Here is a 16,664-nt window from a genome sequence, read left to right as displayed (position 1 = left end):
CAGATGGGAGCATATATGACGGAAACCATGCGAAGCGCGATGTTCGAATCCGCGGGCAACATGGCCATTGAGGACGTGCCGAAGCCGGTCGTCGAACAGCCCGACGATGCGATTGTGCGCGTGGTGCGCACCTGCGTGTGCGGATCGGATTTGTGGTCGTTCCGCGGCATCAACGCAAGCGACGACCATTCCACGAACCCGGGCCACGAGGCCATCGGCATCGTGGAGGAAGTGGGGGAGGCCGTCACCTCGGTCAAACCAGGCGATTTCGTGATTGCGCCGTTCACGCACGGCTGCGGCGAATGCCGCGCATGCCGTGCCGGCTACGACGGGTCATGCATGGCGCATATGGACAACTTCTCGATGGGCGCGCAAGGCCAGTACATCCGCTTCCAGCACGCGCAGTGGGCGCTCGTGAAGATCCCGGGCAAGCCCGGGGACTACAGCGAAGGCATGCTCAAGAGCCTGCTCACGCTTTCCGACGTGATGGCAACCGGCTACCATGCGGCGCGCACTGCACACGTGCAGGCGGGCGACACGGTGATCGTGCTCGGCGACGGCGCGGTGGGGCAGTGCGCCATCATCGCCGCGAAGATGATGGGCGCCAAGCACATCATCTCCACAAGCCGGCACGATGACCGCCGTGCGCTCGCACAGGAGTTCGGCGCGACCGACAACGTGGCCGAACGCGGCGACGAAGGCGTGGCGAAGCTCCTCGAGCTGAGCGATGGCGGAGCGGACGCCGTGCTCGAATGCGTCGGCACCGACGCCTCGTTCCAGGAAGCAGCCGCAGTGGCGCGTCCCGGTGCGCTGATCGGCCGCGTCGGCCTGCCGCACGGCCAGCAGATCAGCGGTGAAGGCACGTTCTACCGTAACGTCGGCTTGGCCGGAGGCCCGGCTTCCGTGACGACGTACGACAAGGAAGTGCTGTTGCGTGCAGTGCTCGACGCGCAGATCAACCCCGGCAAGGTGTTCACACAGACCTTCACCCTCGAGCAGATCCAACAGGCCTATGAAGCGATGGACCAGCGCAAGACAATCAAGTCGTATCTGATCGTGGAGGACTGAACCGGTTCGGTCTGACGCGGAAAAGCGAAAAACCCCACCAATGTGGTGGGGTTTTTCCTTGGGTCGGGCTGGCGAGATTTGAACTCGCGGCCTCTTCGTCCCGAACGAAGCGCGCTACCAAGCTGCGCCACAGCCCGTTTTTGACAACAGATGACAGTTTACGCACAAATCGCAAATACGCAAATTCGGCGTGTTGCGCATGGCTCCACCGATGCGCCCATGCGTTTGCGCTGTGCGCGGCAGAGCCATATACATAGGAATCAGCTGTAGTGGCTGGTGGTTACACTGGGGCGCTATGACTGAACCGATTGCAACCGAAGAAATCACCGTGGAAGAGGACGCCAACGGCGTGCCCACCATGACGACCGTGGAACGCGCTCAACTGCTGCTCGACCAGGACGCCGCGATCACGGCGCGCATCCAGGAAGGCGCCACGCTCGACGAGGCCGTGGACCCGTCGAACAAGGAATTCGGCCCGCAGGCGCACCCTGAACAGGTGCAGATGCGTGTGGCGAAGCGCGCGATGATGCTCAAGGAAGGCCTCAACCCGTATCCGGTCACGCTTGACGTGACCAGCACGATCGAAGCGGTGCGCGCCAAATACGACGGCGCACTCGAAGCAGGGCAGGAGACCGACGACGTGGTGGGTGTGGCCGGCCGTGTGCTGTTCATCCGCAACGCCGGCGGCCTGTGCTTCGTGCAGATCGCCGCGGGCGACGGCACGACGATCCAAGGCATGCTGTCGAAGAAACAGCTCGGCGCCGATTCGCTCAAGCAATTCAAGCAGCTCGTGGACCTTGGCGACCACCTGTTCCTCAAGGGCCGTGTGATTGCCTCGAAGACCGGCGAACTGTCGATCTTCGCCGACGAATGGGCCATCGCCGCCAAAGCGCTGCAGCCATTGCCCACCCTGCACAAGGAACTCAACGAAGACACACGCACGCGCAAACCGTACATCGGCATGATCGCCGACGAGAAGATCCGCAACATGGTGCGCAACCGCTCCAAGGCGGTCTCGTCGCTGCGCCGCACCTTCGACGACCACGACTTCCTCGAGGTGGAGACGCCGATGCTGCAGACCGTGCACGGTGGTGCGGCCGCACGCCCCTTCACCACGCACATGAACGCGTTCGACCTCGACCTCTACCTGCGTATCGCGCCCGAACTCTTCCTCAAGCGCTGCCTCGTGGGTGGCATCGACCGCGTGTTCGAAATCAACCGCGATTTCCGCAACGAGGGCGTCGACGGCACGCACGCGCCCGAATTCACGATGGTCGAGGCGTATGAGGCCTACGGCAATTACGACACGATCGCTGCGCTCGTCAAGGAGCTCGTGCAGAAGACCGCGAAAGACGTGTTCGGTTCGACGACCGTCACGCTGCTCGACGGCACGGAATACGATCTGGGCGGCGAGTGGAAGACAATGAGCATGTACGACTCGCTGTCCGAAGCGCTCGGCCAGGAGATCGTGCCGAACGGCGGCCCCGACCACCCCGGCACGTCCGTCGAAGAGCTTGGCCGTATCGCCGACAAACTCGGTGTGGAACGCGACGATGTGGAGAACCACGGCAAGCTCGTCGAGCACCTGTGGGAGCACTTCTACGAAGACAAGCTGTATGAGCCGACCTTCGTGCGCGACTTCCCGGTGGAGACCTCGCCGCTCGTCAAGGCGCACCGCAGCAAGCCGGGCGTCGTGGAGAAGTGGGACCTCTACGTGCGCGGCTTCGAACTGGCCACAGGCTACTCCGAGCTCAACGACCCGATCGTGCAGCGCGAACGCTTCGTGGCGCAGGCCAAGGACGCGCTTGCCGGCGACGAAGAGGCGTGCGACATTGACGAGGACTTCCTCGAAGCGCTCGGTGTCGGCATGCCACCGGCCGGCGGCATGGGCATGGGCATCGACCGCCTGCTCATCGCACTGACCGGGGCCACGATCCGCGAAACAATCACCTTCCCGCTTGTCAAGCCGCTCAACGGCTGAGACTTCAGGCGCCGCCGTCGGCAACCGCAGACGGCGGCGCCTGTGCATCTACGCACAACCAACCCAGAAAGGATTGGAACCATGAATCCAAACGAAACCCAGGGGCCGGGCCAGCCCCAGCACAACGAAACCCCATACGCGGCGCCGGCGTACACCCAGCCGCAGCAGGCCGCACCGCAGCAGCCCTTGCCGCCGTATGCCCAGCCGGCAGCACAGCAGGCCGCGCCGCAGGCACCGCATGTGCCGCCGCAGCAGCATGCGCCGCAGCAGACGGCCGCCGCCGCGCGCAAGGGCGCGAATCTGGCCGAATCGCTCGGCTCGCAGCATATCCAGATCGGCAACAAAAAGATCGATTACGCGGCGATCGTGACGCTCGTCGGCGCGGTGATCTCCATCATCGCCCTGTTCCTTCCGTTCGCGAGCGTGTCGATGTTCGGCGAGAAGGTCTCCAGCAGCCTGTTCCAGCAGGGCGCCGTCGGTTGGTACATGCTCGTCATGCTCCTGGCGATTGGCGCATGCGCGGTCCTAGAGAAGCGGTTCACCGCACTCGTGCTGACCGGCCTTGACACCTTGCTTGTGATCTTCGTGATCGCCGCTGGCGCCCAGCAGATGCAGCAGGGGTCCGCGCTTTCCAGTCTGGTCGAAGGCTACGTGGGACAGCAGGCCCTGCGTGTGCAGTACGGCCCGGGCATGTGGCTTGCGATCATCGGTGTGATCGTCATGCTCATCGGTACCATCGTGGCCTACTACAACCAGATGCAGGCGCACAAGCGCGCCACCCCGGCCGCTCCGTCAGGCCCCGACCCGTTCCAGAACAACGGCTGGCAGTTCGGCGTGCCCGCACCGCAGCAGCCGTCTTCGAACGACACGAGCGACTGGCAGTTCGGCACGCCCAACCCGCCGGCGCCGGCGGGTCCTGTTCCGCCGACGCCAGCGCAGATGCATGAGCCGTTTGCGCAGCCCGCGCAGGCGCCCACCATGCCGCCTGCGCCTTCCGCGCCGAATCCAAACCAACCCAATGCGTGAAACACGCTAGTGCGCTGGCGCCATGATGGCGCGCAAGTGGCCCCGGCCTTCCTTGTGGGAGCCGGCGCCACTTTTGTATGGCTGTGGACGGCGACGTATCGAGATATAGGTCATTTTGTATTGATTTTAAGCTTCTAGCTGGTGCTATTTGGGTGGTGGTTGAAATTTCCGGCATGTGGGAATCATGGTTGTTGCTGGATTCTGGTTTGCTGCCTCCGTCCCGCTTGCCGTCATGGAGCCGTGTTTGACCATCCCTTGCGCACCTGCCCTTTTCGTTACTCACAGCGAGAATACGGGGCCGTCAAAGATCCCGGGCATGACCGCCACGGGGGATAGTGGACGGTTGGTGTGCCCATGTATCTCAAATATCTCTGCCGGCAAGAGATTAGAGACACCATGCCTACGTGGAGTTCATCAGGCAATGAGACTGGGGGATTGGGCAAGATCAATCCGCGCGCCGTCTACTACGCCGAGGCATGGAGCGGCGCGCACTGACCGCGTGCGTTGGGTGGCGCCGGTGAGACAATGCGCGGTATGAATCTCTCTCAACTCATCTCCGGCGCACGCCCGCGCACGCTCGCGCTCGGCGTGGCGCCCGTCTGGATCGGCGCGGCCTCGGCATGGGGCGTTGCGCGCGGTCGTGCGCACGGCCTGTCGGCATGCGCATGGATCGCGGGCGGCGCCGACTGCGCCCCGTCGACCACCCGCATGATCACACTCATGCTGCTGAGCCTCGGCGTGGCGGTCTTTCTGCAGATCGCCGCGAACTTCGCGAACGACTACTCCGATGGCATCCGTGGCACCGACGCGCACCGCGTGGACATAGCCGTGGCCAACCGCGTGGAGTACGTGACGTGTGCCACGGAATCGGGCGAAGTCGAGCGCGAGGAGACGCTCGACTACGAGGAACTGCACGCGCCCACACGGCTCGTCGCATCCGGTGTGCCACCACGCGCCGTACTGACGGCGGCCGTGGTGAGCGCGGCGCTCGCATGCGCGTGCGGTGTCGCGGCCGTGGTGATCACGGGGTATTGGTGGCTCCTTGCGATGGGTGTGGTGTGCGTGCTCGCCGGCTGGTTCTACGTGGGCGGCGCGCACCCTTACGGCTACCGCGGATGGGGCGAGATCGCCGCGTTCGTCTTCTTCGGGCCGGTCGCCGCGCTCGGCACCATGGCAACCATGGTCGGCACGCTCACCTGGCCGGCCGTGTGCGGGTCGGTGCTCGTCGGGCTCGTGGCGCTCGCTGTGCTGTCGGTGAACAATCTGCGCGATATACGCACCGACGCCCAATCGGGCAAGCGCACATGGGCGGTGCGTCTCGGCGCGCGCGCCACAACCGTGTGCGTCATCGTGGTCATCGCGATCGTCATGCTCGCAGTGCTCGCCGCCGGTGTGTTCGTGGGCGTACACGGCGGTGAACTGGCGCATCTGACGGTGGGCTGGGGATTCTGCGCGGTGCTCGGCATGGTGTGCATGCTGCTCACCGGGTATTTCACGTGTTTTGAGGTCGCGCACGGCGAATATATGCGCGCCATGTGGTCGCTGTCACTGCTCGCGCTGTGGCTCGCGCTCGCGTTCACCGGATTCGTGCTGGCGCTGTGAGCTGTGCGCGCGCCGTATGCGGCGAAAATGACAGGGCGCAACGGTACACTGGCAAACATGACTTATAAATTGGTACTGCTCCGACATGGTCAGAGCGCATGGAACAAGACAAATCAGTTCACCGGCTGGGTTGACGTCCCGCTGACCGAGCAGGGTGAGGAAGAGGCCAAGAACGGTGGCCGCCTGCTCAAGGAGAAGGGTGTCCTGCCGGACATCGTCTTCACCTCGCTGCTGCGCCGCGCGATCAACACTGCGAACATCGCCCTCGACGAGGCCGACCGCCTGTGGATCCCGGTCAAGCGCGACTGGCGCCTCAACGAGCGTCACTACGGCGCGCTGCAGGGCAAGAACAAGACCCAGATCCGCGAAGAGTACGGCGACGAGAAGTTCATGCTGTGGCGCCGCTCCTACGGCACCCCGCCGCCCGAGATCGACCCGAACGACGAGTACGCGCAGAACAACGATCCACGCTACGCCGGCGACCCGGTGCCGGAAGCCGAGTGCCTCGCCGATGTCGTGGCCCGCGTCGAGCCGTATTGGGAGTCGGACATCATCCCCGAACTCAAGACCGGCAAGACCGTGCTGATCGCCGCGCACGGCAATTCGCTGCGCGCGATCGTCAAGATGCTCGACGGCCTGACCGAAGAGGAGATCGCCAAGGTCAACATCCCGACGGCCATGCCGCTCGTGTACGAGCTTGACGACGACTTCAAGCCGGTCAAGAAGGGCGGAGAATACCTCGATCCCGAGGCCGCCGCCGCCGGTGCCGCCGCCGTTGCCGCCCAGGGCCAGAAGTGATCTGAGTTCGGCCTTGCTCTGAGCGCACGCTCAATGAATGACAACAGTGGCCGCCACTATCCCGGTGATAGTGGCGGCCACTGTTGTCATATGTGTCGGGCTTCATTGGATATTCTGAGAGGATTGGTGACAAAATGTTCGATGAAGGATTGTTTTATTGGATATTCTGAGGCAATCGTCGCAAAAAGTTGAATGAAGTTTGGTTCATTGGTCTGCTCTGCGTGGATGGATACAGAACGTTCAACAAAGCCTCGCCCCACACCCTATATGTGGCTCTTTTCGCCGTTGCCGCCATCCATCCCTATACTTCACCAACCTGTATGCCAGCCGCAGACCCAAGCTCTTAGTGAAGTCCCGCACGGCCCACACAGATGTGGGCACACAATGGGCCCTAGGGCGCCGAAAGACGGCGCAAGCAGATCTTCGCGGGAACGAACCCGCGCAAGAGGAGGAGCCATGTATTATTCGGCAGGCAATTTCGAGGCCTTCGCACACCCCCGCAAACCGGAGGGCATCGAGAACAAGAGCGCGTACATCATCGGCACGGGGCTTGCGGCGCTCACGGCCGCGTTCTATCTGGTGCGCGACGCGCAGATGCCGGGCAAGAACATCCATGTGTTCGAAAAGGACGTGCTGCCGGGCGGCGCTCTTGACGGCGCGTTCATCAAGGGCGAAGGCTATGTGATGCGCGGTGGCCGCGAGATGGACAACCATTTCGAGGTCATGTGGGACGTCTACCGTGATGTGCCGAGCATCGAGGACGAGAACGTCTCCATGCTCGACTACTACTACTGGCTCAACAAGGAGGACCCGAACTATTCGAAGTGCCGCGCCACGAAGGGCCGTGGACAGGACGCGCACACGGACAAGAAGTTCGGCCTCTCCGACAAGGCCGTCATGGAGATCCTCAAGCTCTATCTGGCGACTGAGGAGGAGCTTGCGAACAAGAAGATTACCGACTACTTCGACGACGAAGTGCTCGATTCGAACTTCTGGCTGTACTGGCGCACGATGTTCGCGTTCGAGAACTGGCAGTCGGCGCTCGAGATGCACCGTTACATCCACCGCTTCATCCATCACATCGGCGGTCTGCCGGACTTCTCGGCGCTGCGCTTCACGCGCTACAACCAGTACGAGTCGATGATCCTGCCGCTCATGAACTACCTCAAGGCGCATGGCGTGCAGTTCCACATGCAGACTTCGGTCGACGACGTGACCTTCGACGTCAGCGAGACCGAGATGGGGCCGAAGCGCGAGTTCACGAACGTCGCGATGGACGAGATCCTGCGCGCGCAGACCGAGAACGGCGCCTTCCCGCGCAACCCGTACAGCACGCCGAACAAGAAGGTCGCGAAGACGCTCGTCGTCACCGACCTGAAGAACAACGAGACGAAGACGATCGAACTGGGCGAGGACGATTTCGTGTTCATCACGAACGGCGGCCTTGTCGAATCAGTGACCAAAGGCAACCAGAACACGCCGGCCGGCTTCAACCCCGCGCTCAAGAAGGGCAGCGGCTGGGACACCTGGAACCGCATCGCCGCCGTCGACCCGAGCTTCGGCCACCCGCAGAAGTTCATCTACGATCCGAACCTGACGAAGTGGATGAGCGCGACCGCGACAACGCTCGACGACGAGATTATCCCGTACATCGAGAAGATCACCGGACGCTCGCCGTTCGGCGGTCACACCGTGACCGGCGGCATCGTGAGCGTCAAGGATTCGAACTGGCTCATGAGCTGGACGATCAACCGCCAGCAGCAGTTCCGCGACCAGCCGGCCGACCAGATCAGCGTGTGGATCGACGCGCTGCTGCCGGACAACCCAGGCAACTACATCCGCAAGAAAATGCAGGATTGCACCGGTGAGGAGATCTGCGAGGAGTGGCTCTACCACATGGGCGTGCCGACCGACAAGATTCATGAGCTCGCCTCGAAGCACTGCAATACGATCCCGGTCATGATGCCGTACGTCGACGCGTTCTTCATGCCGCGCGAACTCGGCGACCGCCCGGACGTGGTGCCGGACGGCGCCGTCAACTTCGCGTTCATCGGCCAGTTCGCCGAAGAGCCGCGAGACACGATCTTCACGACCGAATACTCGATGCGCACCGGCATGGAGGCCGTGTACACGCTCTTCGACGTCGACCGTGGCGTGCCCGAGGTGTGGAACAGCGAATACGATGTGCGCGACATGCTCAACGCCGCCGTCAAGCTGCGCGACGGCGAACCGCTCACGACCTTCGGCCGCAATGGCATCGAACGCAAGGCGATCGCGATTGCGCTCAACCGCACGAAGGGCACTTACATCCACGAGATGCTCAAGACCTTCGGCGCCATTGACGATCCGGACCATCCGGCCGACATGAAGCCGGGCATGCGGTTCGACGCCTCGTTCAGCGAAGCCGATGAGCAGCGTCTCATGCAGCATGCGAAGGACGCCGAGGCCGCCGCGTTCCCCGACCAGCAGGCCGAAGCCGCGGCCGCTGCCGTCACACCGGCCGTGGCCAGTGTGGACGCCCGGCCCGCGGGCACCGACAAGCCCGAGGCCGAAGAACAGCTCGACACGCCGGAGGTCGCCCAGTGAAAGCCTATGTGATTCCCAACGCCGAGGCGCGTGGCCTGGACGCAATGGAACTGGCCGATGTGCCACGCCCGCAGGCTGCGCCCGGCCATGTGCTGATCCAAGTGCACGCCGCGGGGCTCAACCCGGTCGATTATAAACTCGCCGAAGGCGGCAACGCGAACTGGACCTATCCGCACATCCTCGGCCTTGACGTGGCCGGTGAAATCGTGGAGCTCGGCGAAGGCGTCGAAGACACGTGGAAGGTCGGCATGCGTGTCGCCGGACATGGCGACCTGCGCTTCGACGGCTGTTTCGCCGAATATGTGAGCGCGCCGACGTACGAGCTCGCGCTCATCCCCGACGATGTGGAGTACACCACGGCCGCGGGCATGCTGTGCAGCGCGCTTACCGCGTACCAGACGATCAACAGGAAACCGAACCTCAACCTCGTGCGCACCGCGCTCGTGCACGGCGGGTCCGGCGCGGTTGGCGGCGTCGCCGTGCAGCTCGCGAAGATGCACGGCATCACCGTGTTTACCACATGCTCGACGCGCAATGTGGACTATGTGCGCGAGCATGTGCGGCCTGACGCCGTGATTGACTACCGCACGCAGGACGTCGATGAGCGCGTGCGCGAACTGACCGACGGCCGCGGCGCCGACCTGATCGTCGACACGGTGAGTGGTGAGGAAGCCGAATGCGACCTCGGGCGCCTCGCCTACAACGGGCAGCTCGTCACGATTGTCGACGTGCCGCCGGTGTCAAGCGGCCAGATGTTCGGCGGTGCCCTGAGCATCGACGTTGTCAACCTCGGTGGCGCGCACGGCTCCGGCAACCCGATGGAGCAGCGCGACCTGGGCACGATGGCCTCGGACGTCCTGTCGATGGTCTCGCAAGGCCAGCTCGACCCGCTCATCACCGGTGTGCTGTCGTTCGGCGATCTTGTGGAAGGGCTGCGTTCGCTGGCCGACCATAAGGTCACGGGCAAGCTCGTCGTGGACGTGGATGCCTGAAAGGCTGGTTGAACCGGCGTATTGAGCGCGACATGGCCCCGGCACCTCATCAGGTGCCGGGGCCATGTCGCAGATCTGGATATAGCGGCCGTCAGTCGATGTCGGTGCCCTCATCGCGGTCCGGCTCCTTCGACGGATCGAAGCCGGAGACGATGAACACGACACGGCGCGCGGCGGAGACGGCGTGGTCGCCAAGCCGCTCCATGAAGCGGCCGATCAGCACCACGTTGATGAGCTGCTGGTTCGTGCCCGGGAAGTCTTCGGACTGGGCGAACTCGAGCGTCTTCTTGTGCAGGTCGTCGAGCACGTCGTCGTCATGGATGATCTGGTCGGCCACCTTCGTGTCGCGGTCGGCGAGCATCGTGACGAGGCGGTCGGCGGTCACATCGAGGAACTGCTGCATTTTCGTAAAGGTGCTCACGATATCCTGCGGCAACGGCGAATCGGGGTAGGTGCGGCGCGCGGATTCAGCGATGTGGCGCGCCAGATCGCCCATGCGCTCGAACGTAATCGCCAGACGCATGGTGGAGACCACGACGCGCAGATCGGTGGCCACCGGGTTCTGGCGGGCGAGCAGTTCCACGCACTGGTCGACGATGCTCGTCGAAAGCGCATCGGTTTCGGCGTCGTTGTCGATCACCGTCTGCGCGGCGTCGAGGTCGGTGTTGAGCAGCGCCTGCCCCGCGCCGTGAATGGCGTCGCGCACATTGCGTGCCATGTGGTCAAGGTCGTCGGCTACGGCTTTGAGTCCTTCGTTGAATATTACGCGCATTTGATTCCCTTCCATTGGGTCCATCGGGCGTGGCGGTTCGCGGTCCATGCCGCGCATTCCCGTCCCAGTGTAGAGGAAGCGCGCCGCCATGCCAATCGCATGCGGTTCACGTGTTGTTCACTTTGCGCGCGTTTTGCGGGCATCGCCACCGCGCACATCGCTCATCTATGCCACAATGGGCGGTATGCCGCACATCACCACCACGACCATCATCGCCGTTGCGTTCGTGCTGTTGGCCATGGGCGCCGTGATCGGCGTCGGCCTGCTCATCGCAGACATGGTCATGCCACTCGTGCAGTCCGCCACGCAGGGCGAATCGCTGCGCGACCGTTTCGCTGAACGGTTCGCGCGGCTGCGCAAACACCATGACGCCGACGATGACGCCGACGAGGATGCCGACGATCTGGAGGAATCCACGGCCGTGCTGCTGTCGATGCTGCCCGGAGCGCCGATCGTCGTCGACGAATCCGACGAAGTGGTGCGCGCGAATCCCGCCGCGTACCGGCTCGGCGTTGTCGACGACGATGTCATTGTGGAGCCGCGCATCGCGCAGGCGGTGCGCGACGTGCGTGCACAGGGCGGCAAAACCACGTTCGAACTGACCACGATGACCCCGCAGCGTTTCCTGCACATGGCAGACGCGGACGACGACGGCTGGGGCAACGCCGCGCCGGCGGGTGCACACGCCACCCCGGTCGCGGTGAGCCGGCCGAACTGGCTGCGCGTCACCGTGGGCCGCATCAGCGAGCGTTTTGTGATTGTGCTGCTCGATGATGTCAGCGAGCGCGTGCGTTTCGCCCAAGTGCGCGACGATTTCATTGCGAATGTCTCGGAACAGCTCGTCAAACCGAGCGACGAACTGCAGCGGCTCGCCGCTTCGCTCGAGCAGGCGGGGCTCAAGGACGAGCATATCGCGCAGGACGCGCGCAAGGTGCGCCGGACGATCGCGTACATCGACCACATGGTCAAGGATCTGCTGTTGCTGATCAAAGCGCAGGAGCAGGTCACGCCGACCGACGAGAACCGGCTCAATGTGCTCAGTGAGGCGCGTGCGGCGGCCGAGGTGGCGCAGCCGCTCGCGCAGGCGCACGCCCAGCGGATCGCGGTGAGTGGCAGCGATGGGCTTGTGGTGCATGGCGAGTCGGAGCAGATCCGCGCGGCGATCGACAAGCTGATTGAGAACGCGCTCGAGTATTCGCCGGATGGCGCGGTGGTGAGCGTGGATGTGAAGCCGGACCGCGATGGCCGGAATGCGGTTGTGCGGGTGATCGACCGCGGCACGGGCATTCCCCTTGACGAGCAGCAGCGCATCTTCGAGCGGTTCTACCGTGGCGCGCAGCAGAATGAGCGCACGTCGGAAGGCGTTGGCTTGGGGTTGGCGATCGTCAAGCATGTAGCGTTGACGCATCAAGGCAGTGTGCATGTGTGGAGCCGGCCGGGACAGGGCAGCACGTTCACGCTCGTGTTGCCGCTTGACCCCGCGCAGGCGGATTGAGCTTTATTTGCCCAAACGGCGGTAGTCGGAGCGGTCGAAGAACTCCCAGACGAGCAAGAGCAGGCCGATCACCACGCCGAACGCGCAGATGACCGTGGAAGTGCGGAACCACAGGTTGTGCCCGAACTGCCAGAAGCAGATGCAGACGATCAGTGCAATCGTCCACAGCACCGTGCCCAGGATGAACGCCTTGCGCAGGTCCACCTGCATGGGTTTGGGGGAGGGGCGGCGTGCATGGGGATCGACGATCGGGGCAATTTTCATGCCCTCCACCCTAACGCGAAGGGGCGGCAAACGCCGGTCATCGCGTACAATGGGGAGGTCCATTGCCCCATTGACGGCTTGTGCGAAAGGATTGCCCGTGTTCACGATTCGCCCTGTTCCCAAGCGCTACGCGTGGGGTTCCGGCGAACGCCTGCAATCCATGTTCCATCTGACGGGCGAGCAGTGGCGTTCGCCGCTTGCCGAAATGTGGTTCAGCGGGCACCCGCAGTCCCCGTCGCTGATCGAACAGCCTGGGGGCGCGCCGGTCGCGTTGACCGACGCGATCGCCGCGCGCCCCGAATACATGGTGGGCGCGCGCGGGTCCAGTGAATTCGGCCCGGTGCTGCCGTTCCTGTTCAAAGTGATCTCGGCGCGCGTGCCGCTGTCGCTGCAGGTGCACCCAGTCGATTTCCAGGCGCGCGCGGGATTCAATATGGAAAACCGTGAGGCGATCGCATTGGATGCGCCGGAACGCTCGTTCCACGACATGAACGCGAAAAGCGAAATGGTTGTGGCTCTCGAACCATTTCACGCGTCGGTCGGTTTTGCGCCGAAGTCGTTCGCGTTGCACAATCTCACCCTGCTCGAGTCGCCCGTCGCACAGACGATGGTGCGCGCGTTCTCGCGTTCGGCCGGCGATGGCGAGTTCGCGCAGGCCGACGCGCGCATGCCGATCGCGGCGAGCGTGTGGCCGGAGTCGCGCCGGCGCATGTTCCGCGCATTCCATGCAGCGATCACCGCGGCGCCGCTCAACGCGCAGGAATTGGAACGCGACCTGCTGCAGGCGCGCGCACGCTGCACTGCGGAACGCAACCGCATGGCCTTCGATCACGCGGTGCGTGCCACGCGCGCGTTCCCCGGCGACCCGAGCGTATTGGCGCTGCTGATGATGAACCCGGTGCGGCTCGAGGAGGGCGAATCGGTGTTCCTGCCCACCGGCTGCCCGCACGCCTATATATATGGTACCGGCGCGGAAATCATGACCAATTCAGACAACGTGCTGCGCGCCGGCATGACTGTCAAACACAAAGACATCGACAATCTGCTGCAGTGCCTGGATTGCCGCATATCCAGCCCGATCGACCCGTCCGACACGCGGTTGGGTACGCTGCTCATGCGCGACGTGGTGTTCTACAAGCCGCCCGTCAATGAATTCATGCTCTGCTATGGGCGTGTGGATGCGGCCCACGAGCCGTGGCCGGTGATGAACCGGCTCGCCGTGCGCTACGATGCGCTTGTGCAGCAGATGGGCGGCAAAGTGGTGGTGCCGCATCTGGGTCCACGCGTGGTATTGTGCACGCAGGGCGCCGTACGCTGCGTCACCGACCATGACGACCGCGTGCTGCGGCAGGGCGAGGCGGCATTCGTGCCGGCGGCGGATGGATGGGCCAGCATCGACCCGGTGGTGACGGGCGAAGCCGCACCGCAGGGCCAATATGTGATGGCCTCCACGCCGTTCTGAGCATGGAGGCCATCACGAGGTGAAACGCGTGAGTCACATATGTTCGACCACGTAATCGATGCACCCGAGCAGCGCCTCCACATCGGAAGGCTCCACCGAGGGGAATACGCCGATGCGCAGCTGGTTGCGGCCCAGCTTGCGGTAGCCGTTGACGTCGACGATGCCGTTGTCGCGCAACACCGCCGTCACATATGCCTGCGGCACCGAGTCGTCGAGATCGATCGTGACGACCGACCTCGATCGCGCGTCCACATCGGTCACGAACGGGCGCGCGTATGCGCTGCGTTCGGCCCAAGCGTACACGATGTCGGAAGAACGCTTGCAGCGGGCGGCGGACCATGCCATTCCGCCGTTTTCGTTGAGCCACTTCACCTGCTCGCCAAGCAGCACAAGCGTACTGATCGACGGCGTGTTGAGCGTCTGGTTCTTCAAGGAATTGTCGATCGCCGAGGTCAACGAAAGGAACGGCGGAATCCAACGGCGCGCGCCTTCGAGTGCGCAGCTGCGCTTGATGCCCTCCGCGCGTTGGATTGCGGCGGGGGAGAGGATCGCGATCCACAGGCCGCCTTCGGAACCGAAGGCCTTCTGCGGGGAGAAGTAATAGACGTCGGTCTGCGCGATGTCCACGGGGATCGCGCCAGCGGCACTCGTCGCGTCGATCGCGATCAGCGCGCCCTGTTCGTGGCTGCCGTCGATGCGGTAGACCGGCGCCTGCACGCCGGTCGACGTTTCGTTCTGCGCCCAGCAATACGTGTCGACGTATTCGGTGCGCTCAGGCACACGATATGTGCCGGGTTCGCTTTCGAAGACAATCGGGTCCTCGAGGAACGGCGCCGACGCCACCGAGGCCGCCACCTTCTTGCTGAATGACCCATACACGCCGCAGGCGGCCTGACGCGTGATAAGCGACGCGCACATCACGTCCCAGAACGCGCTCGCGCCACCGTTGCCGAGCACCACCTCGTACCCGTCGGGCAACGAGAAGAACTGTGCGATGCCCGTGCGGATGGATTCGACAAGGTCCTTGACCGGGGCTTGGCGGTGCGACGTGCCGAGGAGCGTGCGCGCGGCACGGTCGAGGGCTTCGACCTGCTCGGTGCGGATCTTGCTGGGGCCGGAACCGAAGCGGGCGTCTTCAGGCAGCATTGACTGCGGAATCGTAATAGTGTCCATGGTGTCCAAGAGTAGCCAGCGTCGGGGAACAACAGCGGCCGGGTTCCAGATAGGGAGCCGCAGTGTGGGCGGTTACGCGAAATGCGAAATGGTTGGCGCCATGGTATGCGAATACTACGATTTTGTGAAGATTTGTGATTTTTTTGCAGGGCGAATCATCGGGTGCAAATCAGTGGCAAAACGGTGCCACAGTGCAGATCGCAGGCCTTTTGCAAGGCAGGCATGGCGCAAGTGTGCGGTTTTGCTTGGTCTTGACTTGATGTACTCTGTTGAAACAGCGAGTACGAGCGCGGGACACCCATGGCATGGACCGTGGGGCACCTGCGCGTGATTGTTTCTTCAATGTGCGCAAGGAGTGTTGTAGGTATGAGGCATGCTGCCCCCAAAGCCCATAAGGCGGCTGGCACCAAGTCACTGACCAACCTGTTCACAACCCATCACGGATCCCATTCCTCTCAGGCTGTCTATGCCGAGAAAGCGGCGGCCGGCAACGCCGAGGCCCTCGGCATCGATGAGAACTTAGCGGCGAAACTCAATGAAGTGGCGCCCCTGACGCGCCGGTCGATCCGTGAATCGGCCAAGGCGGCGCAGCGCCGCAACACGGTGCTCACTTCGGCGTCGCTTGCCGCGCTCGTGGGCACTGCGGCTACATCGATGGCCTTCATGAAGTCGCAGGACGACACGACGACGATGTTCCCCGCTGTGGGTGCCGAAACCACGCAGACCATGAACATCACGCGCGTCAATGACGGCACGGCTTCGCGTTCCGAGACTCGTGAGGCGCTGACCGACGGCCTGCAAGGCACGACGGATCAGGGCGCTGTGGCGTCCACGACCACCTCCACGACGAACGAAGGCGGCTGGAACCTCGGCGATTCCAACGCCATCGACGATGTCAACGCGCTCACCAAGGCCAAGGCGAACAATGACAAGGTCGCCGAACGCGTAGACAAGGACGAGGCGGATCTGCCCGACGGCTTCAACCCGAACCACCCCACCGGCGACACGGGCAACCAGTACCCGTGGGGCCAGTGCACATGGTGGTCGTATGAGCGCCGTCACCAGCTGGGCCTGAACACCGGCTCGTTCTTCGGTGACGCGCGCAGTTGGGGCGCATCCGCGCAGGCGCTTGGATACTGGGTTGACAACACGCCGCGCGCTGTGGGAGACGTGCTTGTGTTCGCTCCGGGCCAAGAAGGTGCCGACGGCTACTACGGCCATGTGGCCATCGTCGAGGCAATCAATCCCGACGGCTCCATCAAGATTTCGGAATCCAATGTGAAGGGCGCCGGTGTCATCTCCGAGCGTGAGTTCTCCGCAGACAAGGTCTCCGGTTTCACGTTCGTGCATTACTGATCTGTTTTTCCCATAAGCGTGAACCGTGCCAGGCGCGCTTTGCCCCAAGACCCGCGAGCCATGGCCATTGCACCATGGGCGTGCTACTG

Annotated in this window: 13 protein-coding genes and 1 tRNA gene; 10 read left to right on the top strand and 4 right to left on the bottom strand. The window is 63.6% G+C overall.

The window, feature by feature from the left end:
- Nucleotides 1–15: 15 nt before the first annotated feature.
- On the top strand, nt 16–1,068 hold the full coding sequence (locus OU02_RS01610; protein ID WP_202962609.1) for an alcohol dehydrogenase catalytic domain-containing protein: 1,053 nt from the start codon (nt 16–18) through the stop codon (nt 1,066–1,068).
- A gap of 63 nt (nt 1,069–1,131) precedes the next feature.
- Here the strand turns inward: OU02_RS01610 and OU02_RS01605 are convergent.
- Nucleotides 1,132–1,205, bottom strand: a tRNA-Pro gene (locus tag OU02_RS01605).
- A gap of 158 nt (nt 1,206–1,363) precedes the next feature.
- On the opposite strand from OU02_RS01605, the gene lysS reads away from it, so the two are divergent.
- The 6 genes from lysS (at nt 1,364) to OU02_RS01575 (ending at nt 10,053) form a co-directional block, all read left to right on the top strand.
- The gene (lysS, locus tag OU02_RS01600; protein ID WP_033488431.1) at nt 1,364–3,049 is read left to right on the top strand and encodes a lysine--tRNA ligase; all 1,686 of its coding nucleotides are present in this window, start codon (nt 1,364–1,366) and stop codon (nt 3,047–3,049) included.
- Nucleotides 3,050–3,130: 81 nt separating this feature from the next.
- Nucleotides 3,131–4,075: a hypothetical protein gene (locus OU02_RS01595; protein ID WP_051918154.1), complete on the top strand. Its 945-nt coding sequence runs from the start codon at nt 3,131–3,133 to the stop codon at nt 4,073–4,075.
- Between the two features lie 534 nt (nt 4,076–4,609).
- Nucleotides 4,610–5,677: a 1,4-dihydroxy-2-naphthoate octaprenyltransferase gene (gene menA, locus OU02_RS01590; protein ID WP_033488430.1), complete on the top strand. Its 1,068-nt coding sequence runs from the start codon at nt 4,610–4,612 to the stop codon at nt 5,675–5,677.
- Nucleotides 5,678–5,734: 57 nt separating this feature from the next.
- Nucleotides 5,735–6,475, top strand: coding sequence for a phosphoglyceromutase (locus OU02_RS01585; RefSeq protein WP_033488429.1), 741 nt, complete (start codon nt 5,735–5,737; stop codon nt 6,473–6,475).
- Nucleotides 6,476–6,931: 456 nt separating this feature from the next.
- Nucleotides 6,932–9,061 (top strand): oleate hydratase, encoded by a 2,130-nt coding sequence (locus tag OU02_RS01580; protein WP_080720436.1) that lies wholly within the window; start codon nt 6,932–6,934, stop codon nt 9,059–9,061.
- Nucleotides 9,058–10,053, top strand: a complete 996-nt coding sequence (locus tag OU02_RS01575) for an alcohol dehydrogenase catalytic domain-containing protein (protein WP_033488428.1) — start codon at nt 9,058–9,060, stop codon at nt 10,051–10,053. The genes OU02_RS01580 and OU02_RS01575 overlap by 4 nt, the downstream gene beginning before the upstream one ends.
- Before the next feature lie 91 nt (nt 10,054–10,144).
- Here the strand turns inward: OU02_RS01575 and phoU are convergent, their stop codons facing one another.
- Nucleotides 10,145–10,825, bottom strand: a complete 681-nt coding sequence (phoU, locus tag OU02_RS01570; RefSeq protein WP_033488427.1) for a phosphate signaling complex protein PhoU — start codon at nt 10,823–10,825, stop codon at nt 10,145–10,147.
- Nucleotides 10,826–11,009: 184 nt separating this feature from the next.
- Here phoU and OU02_RS01565 point away from each other — a divergent pair, with 184 nt between their 5' ends.
- On the top strand, nt 11,010–12,320 hold the full coding sequence (locus tag OU02_RS01565; RefSeq protein ID WP_033488426.1) for a sensor histidine kinase: 1,311 nt from the start codon (nt 11,010–11,012) through the stop codon (nt 12,318–12,320).
- 3 nt (nt 12,321–12,323) lie between these two features.
- On the opposite strand, the gene OU02_RS01560 is transcribed toward OU02_RS01565, so the two are convergent.
- A complete protein-coding gene (locus OU02_RS01560; RefSeq protein ID WP_026643578.1) occupies nt 12,324–12,584 on the bottom strand; it encodes a DUF2530 domain-containing protein in 261 nt (86 codons plus the stop codon).
- Nucleotides 12,585–12,681: 97 nt separating this feature from the next.
- Between OU02_RS01560 and manA the strand changes: the two genes are divergently transcribed.
- Complete coding sequence (manA, locus tag OU02_RS01555) at nt 12,682–14,046, top strand: mannose-6-phosphate isomerase, class I (protein WP_033488425.1); 1,365 nt, start codon at nt 12,682–12,684, stop codon at nt 14,044–14,046.
- A 33-nt stretch (nt 14,047–14,079) separates the two neighbouring features.
- On the opposite strand, the gene serC is transcribed toward manA, so the two are convergent.
- Nucleotides 14,080–15,219, bottom strand: coding sequence for a phosphoserine transaminase (gene serC / locus OU02_RS01550; RefSeq protein WP_033488571.1), 1,140 nt, complete (start codon nt 15,217–15,219; stop codon nt 14,080–14,082).
- A gap of 366 nt (nt 15,220–15,585) precedes the next feature.
- Between serC and OU02_RS01545 the strand changes: the two genes are divergently transcribed.
- A complete protein-coding gene (locus OU02_RS01545) occupies nt 15,586–16,575 on the top strand; it encodes a CHAP domain-containing protein (protein ID WP_033488424.1) in 990 nt (329 codons plus the stop codon).
- Nucleotides 16,576–16,664 lie beyond the last annotated feature (89 nt).

It is taken from the genome of Bifidobacterium pseudolongum subsp. pseudolongum DSM 20099, assembly GCF_000771225.1.
Lineage (GTDB): Bacteria > Actinomycetota > Actinomycetes > Actinomycetales > Bifidobacteriaceae > Bifidobacterium > Bifidobacterium pseudolongum.
This window is presented reverse-complemented; position numbering and strand designations above follow the sequence as displayed.

What these genes read in the sequence shown, in the direction of transcription:
- OU02_RS01580 (WP_080720436.1), top strand. Translation starts at nt 6,932, where the DNA reads ATGTATTATTCGGCAGGCAATTTCGAGGCCTTCGCACACCCCCGCAAA.
- phoU (WP_033488427.1), bottom strand. Translation starts at nt 10,825, where the DNA reads ATGCGCGTAATATTCAACGAAGGACTCAAAGCCGTAGCCGACGACCTT.
- lysS (WP_033488431.1), top strand. Translation starts at nt 1,364, where the DNA reads ATGACTGAACCGATTGCAACCGAAGAAATCACCGTGGAAGAGGACGCC.
- OU02_RS01610 (WP_202962609.1), top strand. Translation starts at nt 16, where the DNA reads ATGACGGAAACCATGCGAAGCGCGATGTTCGAATCCGCGGGCAACATG.
- OU02_RS01565 (WP_033488426.1), top strand. Translation starts at nt 11,010, where the DNA reads ATGCCGCACATCACCACCACGACCATCATCGCCGTTGCGTTCGTGCTG.
- OU02_RS01545 (WP_033488424.1), top strand. Translation starts at nt 15,586, where the DNA reads ATGAGGCATGCTGCCCCCAAAGCCCATAAGGCGGCTGGCACCAAGTCA.
- OU02_RS01560 (WP_026643578.1), bottom strand. Translation starts at nt 12,584, where the DNA reads ATGAAAATTGCCCCGATCGTCGATCCCCATGCACGCCGCCCCTCCCCC.
- OU02_RS01595 (WP_051918154.1), top strand. Translation starts at nt 3,131, where the DNA reads ATGAATCCAAACGAAACCCAGGGGCCGGGCCAGCCCCAGCACAACGAA.
- serC (WP_033488571.1), bottom strand. Translation starts at nt 15,219, where the DNA reads ATGGACACTATTACGATTCCGCAGTCAATGCTGCCTGAAGACGCCCGC.
- menA (WP_033488430.1), top strand. Translation starts at nt 4,610, where the DNA reads ATGAATCTCTCTCAACTCATCTCCGGCGCACGCCCGCGCACGCTCGCG.
- OU02_RS01585 (WP_033488429.1), top strand. Translation starts at nt 5,735, where the DNA reads ATGACTTATAAATTGGTACTGCTCCGACATGGTCAGAGCGCATGGAAC.